Raw genomic sequence first — 595 nt, 5'->3', positions numbered from 1 at the left:
GTTGGTACTGCTGTAAATACTGTAGATCGTGATTGTAGATTACTTGTTACAGGAGCCCATGGTAGAAGAATCATAGCACCAATAACAAAGATAAATGTGTCAGCCGATTGAGACACTGATGTTACCTGGAATAGACCACTGTAAATACTTACACCTTCTCCAATACCTTGAAGATCTAGAGCATTATATGATAGTGCTGCAGTGTAAAGTAGAACTAGTGAACACATCCGAGTTAGTAGAATAGGATTAATAGATGTATTAGATAGCGCTACGGCCATCATAATAATAAATAGACTAGTTACTAGCATCCCTGTTATTAATTCACTATAATTTTAATTGTTTTCATCTATTCTAATTATACGAGTATTCAGACTCGAACTGAAAAAATTCGCTTGGAAGGCGAAGGTATTACCAATTATACTATACTCGCTTTATAAATTATCATTATTATACTACTTATAATATATTTTTAACGCCCTATAGGATTCGAACCTATATTGACTGTTTCGAAGACAGTAGTACTGACCATTATACGAAAGGCGACTTCCACATTTTTTATGTTATATTATTTTTACTTTTTTTTACGAACGAGGAG

The 595-nt window shown here is 33.3% G+C and carries 2 tRNA genes; both read right to left on the bottom strand.

The features are described from left to right. Window positions 1-358: 358 nt before the first annotated feature. Window positions 359-430 (bottom strand) — tRNA-Gly (locus ACYVJ0_RS13695). A 41-nt stretch (window positions 431-471) separates the two neighbouring features. Further along, window positions 472-542 (bottom strand) — tRNA-Arg (locus ACYVJ0_RS13690). Between the last annotated feature and the right edge of the window lie 53 nt (window positions 543-595).

The sequence above is a fragment of the Microbacterium petrolearium genome (genome assembly GCF_054782875.1).
Note: the sequence above shows the minus strand (reverse complement) of the source record. Positions and strands in the feature narration are given on the sequence as shown.